At 65.7% G+C, this 7,035-nt stretch carries 10 protein-coding genes; 5 read left to right on the forward strand and 5 right to left on the reverse strand.

Translation table 11 applies throughout. The features are described 5' to 3' along the window. Window positions 1-776: 776 nt before the first annotated feature. Window positions 777-2,150, forward strand: a complete 1,374-nt coding sequence (dnaB, locus tag KZA10_RS05210) for a replicative DNA helicase (protein ID WP_082524306.1) — start codon at window positions 777-779, stop codon at window positions 2,148-2,150. 149 nt (window positions 2,151-2,299) lie between these two features. Here dnaB and trxA read toward each other — a convergent pair whose 3' ends face one another. Together trxA and KZA10_RS05220 are read right to left on the reverse strand one after the other, a co-directional pair. Beyond that, window positions 2,300-2,680, reverse strand: coding sequence for a thioredoxin (gene trxA, locus KZA10_RS05215; protein WP_218682345.1), 381 nt, complete (start codon window positions 2,678-2,680; stop codon window positions 2,300-2,302). A gap of 42 nt (window positions 2,681-2,722) precedes the next feature. Next, window positions 2,723-3,094 (reverse strand): rhodanese-like domain-containing protein, encoded by a 372-nt coding sequence (locus KZA10_RS05220; RefSeq protein ID WP_082531540.1) that lies wholly within the window; start codon window positions 3,092-3,094, stop codon window positions 2,723-2,725. A gap of 55 nt (window positions 3,095-3,149) precedes the next feature. On the opposite strand from KZA10_RS05220, the gene KZA10_RS05225 reads away from it, so the two are divergent. Then, the gene (locus KZA10_RS05225; protein ID WP_218682346.1) at window positions 3,150-3,842 is read left to right on the forward strand and encodes a DUF4395 domain-containing protein; all 693 of its coding nucleotides are present in this window, start codon (window positions 3,150-3,152) and stop codon (window positions 3,840-3,842) included. Window positions 3,843-3,867: 25 nt separating this feature from the next. Here the strand turns inward: KZA10_RS05225 and KZA10_RS05230 are convergent, their stop codons facing one another. Beyond that, window positions 3,868-4,458, reverse strand: a complete 591-nt coding sequence (locus KZA10_RS05230; RefSeq protein WP_055875194.1) for a DUF2165 domain-containing protein — start codon at window positions 4,456-4,458, stop codon at window positions 3,868-3,870. Window positions 4,459-4,563: 105 nt separating this feature from the next. On the opposite strand from KZA10_RS05230, the gene KZA10_RS05235 reads away from it, so the two are divergent. Further along, entirely contained in the window at window positions 4,564-5,178 is a 615-nt protein-coding gene (locus tag KZA10_RS05235) for a trans-aconitate 2-methyltransferase (protein WP_218682347.1), read from the forward strand. Window positions 5,179-5,206: 28 nt separating this feature from the next. Here the strand turns inward: KZA10_RS05235 and KZA10_RS05240 are convergent, their stop codons facing one another. Further along, window positions 5,207-5,662 (reverse strand): Lrp/AsnC family transcriptional regulator, encoded by a 456-nt coding sequence (locus KZA10_RS05240; protein ID WP_218682348.1) that lies wholly within the window; start codon window positions 5,660-5,662, stop codon window positions 5,207-5,209. Window positions 5,663-5,760: 98 nt separating this feature from the next. Between KZA10_RS05240 and KZA10_RS05245 the strand changes: the two genes are divergently transcribed. Next, on the forward strand, window positions 5,761-6,384 hold the full coding sequence (locus KZA10_RS05245; RefSeq protein ID WP_055875188.1) for a LysE family translocator: 624 nt from the start codon (window positions 5,761-5,763) through the stop codon (window positions 6,382-6,384). Window positions 6,385-6,421: 37 nt separating this feature from the next. Here KZA10_RS05245 and KZA10_RS05250 read toward each other — a convergent pair whose 3' ends face one another. Then, a complete protein-coding gene (locus KZA10_RS05250) occupies window positions 6,422-6,649 on the reverse strand; it encodes an RNA-binding S4 domain-containing protein (RefSeq protein ID WP_017829834.1) in 228 nt (75 codons plus the stop codon). A gap of 244 nt (window positions 6,650-6,893) precedes the next feature. Here KZA10_RS05250 and KZA10_RS17745 point away from each other — a divergent pair. Continuing rightward, window positions 6,894-7,035 (forward strand): NUDIX domain-containing protein (locus tag KZA10_RS17745; RefSeq protein WP_308289592.1); only part of this gene is annotated, 142 nt, incomplete at its 3' end.

The following is a 7,035-nucleotide window of genomic DNA, read 5'->3' on the forward strand; positions in this document are numbered from 1 at the left end:
GAGGCTTGTATTGCGTCGCTCGTCATCGATGTCAGAGAAGGCGTCCTGAAGCTGTCCCTTGATGGCGAGACCGTGGGCACGGTACTCAACTGGGCGAATCTTGGGATTGCCCTGCCCGCCACGGGAGGAGGACCGTGAGCGTCGCCCAGGCGAGCACGCCGATGCCACCCCAGAAGACGACGGCAGGTGTGCCGCGTCGGGTGGCCCGAACGTCCACGTCAACCTCCCCCTCAGAAGGTGATCTCGTGTGCCTCCCCCTCAGAAAGCCACGAATCTCGACGGAGCTGCGTCGATTGGAGGCGACGATACTCGCGGCCGCACGATCTGTCTAGGGGGTTCTCCGCGCGTTTCCGGGGATGTCGGGGTGTGACGCGCCCGGAGAAATCTCGGCTTGACTTTCCCCAGGTTCTACACATCCCATCCCCGAAGAGGGCAACCTTCAACGCCCGATTTAAACTGATTTTCATCCACAGGCTGGGGAAAGGGTAAACGCCAGATCAGGGCAGATAAAAAAGTTTGCTTTCCCACTCCTCCACTGGGTTATCCACACCCGTTGTGCACAGACACTCCGACTTTGTCCGCACGCTTTCCACATGGTTATCCACAGGCCGTGTTGCATGTGGAAAGAGTCGCTCGTAGCGTGGGCGAGCGACCGAATGTCGGAGGCACCTGTTTTGCTGTTCAGGGTGGCGTGAGGGCCGAGATCCATACAGGCCCCGCCGTCGAGGCGTCTCCTCGGAACATCGCATCGGAAACGTCGCATCGAAGGGAAGACTGTGTCGATCGCTGACATCTCAGAGGAGCGCATGGGCGCGAAGCGCGCGCCCGAGCGCACGCCTCCCCACGACCTCCTCGCCGAGCAGAGCGCGCTGGGCGGAATGCTCCTGTCGAAGGATGCGGTCGCCGATGTGATCGAGACGCTCAAGGGCGCCGACTTCTACATCCCCAAGCACGAGCTGATCTTCGAGGCCATCCTCTCGCTGTACTCGCACGGCGAGCCCACCGACGTCGTCGCCGTCACCGATGAGCTCATCAAGACGGGCGAGCTCGGCCGCGCCGGCGGTGCCGACTACCTGCACACCCTGACCTCGATCGTGCCCACGGCCGCGAACGCCGGCTACTACGCCGGCATCGTCTCGGAGCGCGCGATCCTGCGCCGGCTCGTCGACGCCGGCACCCGCATCGTGCAGCTCGGCTATGCCGGTGAGGGCGACGCGACCGACATCGTCAACAACGCCCAGGCCGAGATCTACTCGATCACCGGATCCGAGACCGCCGAAGACTACGTCCCCCTGCAGATCGCCGTCGATGCCGCCCTCGAGGAGATCGAGGCCGCCAGCGGTCGCGACGGATCCATGACCGGCGTTCCGACCGGCTTCAAGGAGCTCGACGAGCTCACGAACGGCCTGCACGGCGGTCAGATGATCGTCGTCGCCGCTCGACCCGCCATGGGTAAGTCCACGCTCGCGCTCGACTTCGCCCGCTCGGCATCCATCGGCCACAACCTCCCCTCTGTCTTCTTCTCGCTCGAGATGGGCAAGAGCGAGATCGCGATGCGTCTGCTCAGCGCCGAGGGTGCGATCCCTCTGCAGAACATGCGAAAGGGAAACCTCGACCCGCGCGACTGGACCACCGTCGCCGCGACCCGAGGCCGCATCAACGACGCCCCGCTCTACATCGACGACAGCCCGAACATGACACTCGTCGAGATCCGTGCCAAATGCCGTCGACTCAAGCAGCGCGAGGGCCTGCGCATGGTCATCATCGACTACCTGCAGCTCATGACATCGGGCAAGCGCGTCGAGTCGCGTCAGCAGGAGGTCTCGGAGTTCTCGCGAAGCCTCAAGCTCATCGCCAAGGAGCTGCAGGTTCCGGTCATCGCCCTCTCGCAACTGAACCGTGGTCCGGAGCAGCGCACCGACAAGAAGCCCGCGATTAGCGACCTGCGAGAGTCCGGCTCGATCGAGCAGGACGCCGACATGGTCATCCTGCTGCACCGCGACTCGGTCTACGACAAGGACGTGCGTCCGGGCGAGGCCGACCTCATCGTCGCCAAGCACCGTAATGGACCTACCGCGACGATCACTGTCGCGTTCCAGGGGCACTACTCGCGCTTCATGGACATGGCCCCCGGCGGCGACTTCAACTGATCTCTCGCCCGAGAATCCGGGCACTGAACCGAGGCCTCGGAACGCCGCCGATGGTGCGACTCGCGCGACGGTACGCTCGGGCTACCCCGCGGGGTATCTCCGCCAGCTCACCGCAGTGGCGAAGGCGGCGTCAGCGGTCGAAGAGTCTCTCATGACGGTGCGTGCGCAGACTCGGATCGGCGACGGAGCTGCTCTCTCACCTCTGCCATGTCCAATGCGCGGACAGAGGTGATGACCTGCTCGAGTTGCGCATCAATGAGCGCTCCGGGCTGAGAGAAGACACCGATACCGCCCCGGAACACCATCAGCGTGGGGATGGACCGAATCTGAAAGCCGGCGGCGAGTTCTCGTTCCGATTCGGTATCGACCTTGCCGAAGGTGATATCCGAGTGTGTGTCGGACGCCTTCTCGAAGACGGGTGCGAAGGCGCGGCAGGGGCCGCACCATGCCGCCCAGAAGTCCAAGATCACGATGTCGGTGCGGCTGATGGTGTCTCGGAGGTTGTCGCCGGTGACAGTGAGGGTGGTCATTGTGGTCCTTTCATTCCGAGCCGTGAGTAGCGGGGGCAGACGTCATCGGATGACGGGGAGACCGGTGGCCTCTGCGGCCTCAGAGATCCCGCCCGCGTCCTGCACGTCGAGTCCCGCGGCTTCCATCGCGGCGACCGCCTGCGCGGATCGGTTGCCGGACTGGCAGTAGACGACGTACTCATCCTCGGGATCGAGCTCCGAGATGGTCGTGTCGAATTCCGGGGATTGAAGGTCGATGTTGATGGCGCCGTCGAGATGGCCCTCGGCGTACTCCGCGGGGGTGCGCACATCGACAACGACCGTGTCTTCGCCGATCGCTACAGAGGGAGACGCCGTGGCAGCGCAGCCGCTCATCGCGACGGAGAGGGCGAGAGCCGCCCCGAGTGCGACGGCCCGCAGGCTACGCCGCGCCATGAGGGTGCCCCTCGCACCGCTGATCGTCGGGGACCCCGTAGAGCGCCTCCTCCACATGCTGACCGCAACCTTCCCACGTTGCTTTACCGCACTGGCCACACGTCACGCGAGCGCACATCTCCTGCACCTTTCCTTGGATCGAAGTGATTCCGATTATACCCCCCGGGGTATTATTTCGTCCATGCGCTCATCTCAGCCCGTGAAGGAACAACCCGTCGTCGGTCAGTGGGTCGAGGGCATCGACACTCCGGTCGTGAACGAACGCGCGGTTCGAGCGTCAGCGGGGATCTTGTTCCTGGCTGGTTTCTCGGCGTGGCTCTGGAGTGTGATCACCGGTGACCTGCAGCCGATGCGGATCTTCGGAATCGTGTTCGCCATCGAGATGATGCTGCGGTTGTTCGTCGGAACAGTTTTCACTCCTACGCTCATCCTGGGTGCGCTGATCACTCGCCCGCAGCGTCCGGAGTGGGTGGAGGCGCGGTCGAAGATCCTTGCCTGGGGCATGGGGTTCGGAATGTCCCTCGCGGGGTGCTTCAGCTTGGGATGGTTGGGCCTGCCGACGATCGTCGCTCAGGTGATCTGCGGGGTGTGTCTTCTCCTGCTGTACCTGGAGACAGCCTTCGGGATCTGCCTGGGATGCGTTGTCGCCCAGCGCTTCGCGCGGCGCAAGCCGCAGTTGTGTGCGGGTGACACCTGCGCATACACACCGCCGGCGAAGGGCGAGCAGCACTCGATTCTCCGCGACTGAACCCGGGTCGATGCAGCGACCTCGATCAGCGAGAGGCGTCGCGACGCGGTGCGGTGTCGTCCCAGCGGGGCGAGGGGAGGTGCAGCAGCACCAGGCCGATGCCGGCGATCACCGAGTTGCGGAAGGCGGGGTCGAGTCCGTTCCACGAGGTGGACCGCCACATCTGGAACCACTCGCCGCCGATCGAGATGAACCCGCCCACGAAGAGGAGGATGATCATCACCAGCCCGATCGACGACCACACGCGGGCGGCGTGGAAGCCGTGGCCGAGGAATCCGCGCACGAAGAACACGACCGCGACGATCAGGACGATCGCGCTCAGCGACTCCCAGATGATCACGCCGATGTAGGCGATGTTCCACAGCACGGGGTTGTCGATCGCCCGCCACATCACGTCGGGATCGAGCCCCTTGCCGGCCTCCTGGCCGAAGTTCGTGGTGTCCATCGCCAAGACGTGCTGCACGAAATCGAAGTTGGTGCCGTAGTCGGTGATGTTCCCGAGCGCCACCAGGAAGATGTAGAGCCCGTTCACGAGGACGAGCGCGGCCGCCGCGAAGGGCAGCGAACCGAGAAGGTGCCAACGAGGTGAGCGCACCGGCGCGTCGGTCGTAGTCATGACCAGACAGTATCGGTCGTCGTGTCCGGGCGTCGAGGGGGCGCTGCTGCGGGAGCCGGATACCGTGGACGACGGTGATCGCGAATGGACGCTGAGGGGAGAGCCGTGGTGGACGACTCAGGGAGTGACCGGCGCATCCGAGACGGATACGCCGCACGTGCCGCCGAGTACACGCAGCTGTTCGGCGACATCGGGCAGATGGACGAGGTCGACCGGGAGCGCATCGGGGGCTGGGCGAATGCGGTCGACGGGCGCATCCTCGATGCCGGGTGCGGCCCGGGGCACTGGACCGCGTTCCTCGCCGAACGAGGGATCGACGCCGAAGGCATCGACCTGGTGCCGGAGTTCGTCGCCGGTGCCTGCGCGCGGTTCCCGCACGTTGCGTATCGGGTGGCATCGCTGACGGACGTCGGCGTCGCGTCGGGCTCCCTCGGCGGCGTGCTCGCCTGGTACTCGCTGATCCACGCAGGGCCGGATGAGCTCGCGGTCCTCCTCGCCCATGCTCGACGCGTTCTCCGCGACGGGGGAGCCTTGTTGGTCGGGTTCTTCGCCGGGGTCGACGGAGAGCCCTTCCCGCATGCCGTCACGACGGCGCACTACTGGTCAGTCGAGGGGCTGTCCGTGCTGCTGGAGCGCGCCGGCTTCCGCGTGGTCGACAGCGACGCCCGGGTGCAGGACGGACGCCGTCCGCACGCATCGATCAGCGCTGTCGCGGTCTGATCAGAGCGCCGGCGCTGTCCTTGCTGCGTCAGGGGATCGGCACGGCTCGATCGGCCCCGAGCCGCTTCATCACCATGGTCGAGGTGAGACGCTGCACGCCGGGCAGGGCGCCGAGGGTGTTGTCGTAGAGCTCCTGGTAGACGCCCATGTCGCGGGTGAGGATGCGCAGCATGTAGTCGGGGTCGCCGAACAGACGCTGCGCCTCGACGACCGCGGGGATCGCCACGACGGCCTCTTCGAACGCCACGATCGTGTCCTTGTCGGTGCGCCCGATCGTCACGAAGACGATGGCCTCGAAGGTGAGGCCGACCGCTGCCGGGGCGACCACCGCGCGGTACCGCTCGATCGCGCCGGACTGCTCCAGCTCTTTGAGTCGGCGATGGCAGGCGGACAGGCTCAGGCCGACCTGCGAGGCGAGGTGGGTCGCGCTCATCCGGCCGTCATCCTGCAGCAGAGAGAGGATCTCCCGGTCGAGTGCGTCCATGCCGACAATTCTTGCAGGTGAAGGCGCGGATGGCTCGAAGAATCGGAGCACCTTTCGCGTGATCCTTCGTAGTCTCTTCCTCGGATTGAGGAGAACCGATGGATATCGCTCTGGTGATGCAGTTCTGGGTGGTCGCCGTCATGCTCGCGCTGACCCCCGGCGCCGACTGGGCGTATGCGATCTCGGCAGGCCTGCGTGCCCGCTCCATCGCACCGTCGATCCTCGGGATGATCGCCGGATACACCGTCGTGATCGTCGCCGTCGCTCTCGGTCTCGGCGCGCTGGTCACCGCGTATCCCGTCACCCTCACGACCCTGACGGTGGTCGGTGCGCTCTACCTGATCTTCCTCGGAGCCACGACCCTGGCCAGCCGTCCGGCTCCGATCGCGGAGAGCGGCGAGCCGATCGCGACCGGAGGGTGGGGGCAGTTCCTGCGCGGATCCGGTGTCAGCGGCATCAACCCGAAGGGGCTCCTGCTGCTCCTCGCCCTGCTGCCGCAGTTCACGAGTCCGAATGGCTGGCCGTCGACGACGCAGATGCTCGCGCTGGGCGGACTGCACCTGCTCAACATCGCGATCGTCTACACGACGGTCGGTCTGCTCGCCCGTCGACTGTTGCGCACCCGGCCCCGCGCGAGTTCGGTGGTCACGCGGATCGCCGGCATCGCCATGACCGTCATCGGCGTGGGCATCCTGATCGAGCAGGTGCTCGAATGGATGTGACGCCTGCGTGAGCGGCGGCTGACGAGGAGTCAGACGGTCACGGGCGGACGCGGACCGTTCGTCCCTCGAACGACACCAGGTCGCCGTCGCGCAACTGGCGTCCTCGGCGGCGGTCGATCTCGCCGTTCACCGTGACGTACCCGTCGATGATGACCTCTTTGGCGTCGCCGCCCGAGTCGAGGAGTCCGGCGAACTTGAGGAACTGCCCGAGGCGGATCACCTCACCGCCGATGGAGATGTCGTCGATCGGATCGGAGTTCGTCATCCTTGAATGCTAATCGGCTTCGAGGCCCGGTGGATGCGACGATGCCGCCGCCCCCGGGTGGGAGCGGCGGCACCGTCGAGCCGGGCGTCTCGGGTCCGCCCGACAGGACGCGGCCCTGATCTGCTCAGTCGATGTCGGTTCCGACGACGGCGAAGTCGGCGCTGAAGTCGATGTCGATCGAGCGATTGTCCGAGGTGAGCACCGAGGCGTCGTAGGGGCTCACGTCGTCGCCGTCGCCGTCGACATCGAGGTCGGTGAAACCCACGACACTCCCCTGCACCTCGCCTTCTCGTGCTACGTCCTCGACCGCGAAGGACGACTGTTGCTGACGCGCCGAGCACTCTCGAAGAAGACCTGGCCCGGTGTCTGGACGAACAGCTTCTGCG

The sequence above is a fragment of the Microbacterium sp. BF1 genome (assembly GCF_019279095.1).
GTDB classification, from domain to species: Bacteria; Actinomycetota; Actinomycetes; order Actinomycetales; family Microbacteriaceae; genus Microbacterium; species Microbacterium maritypicum.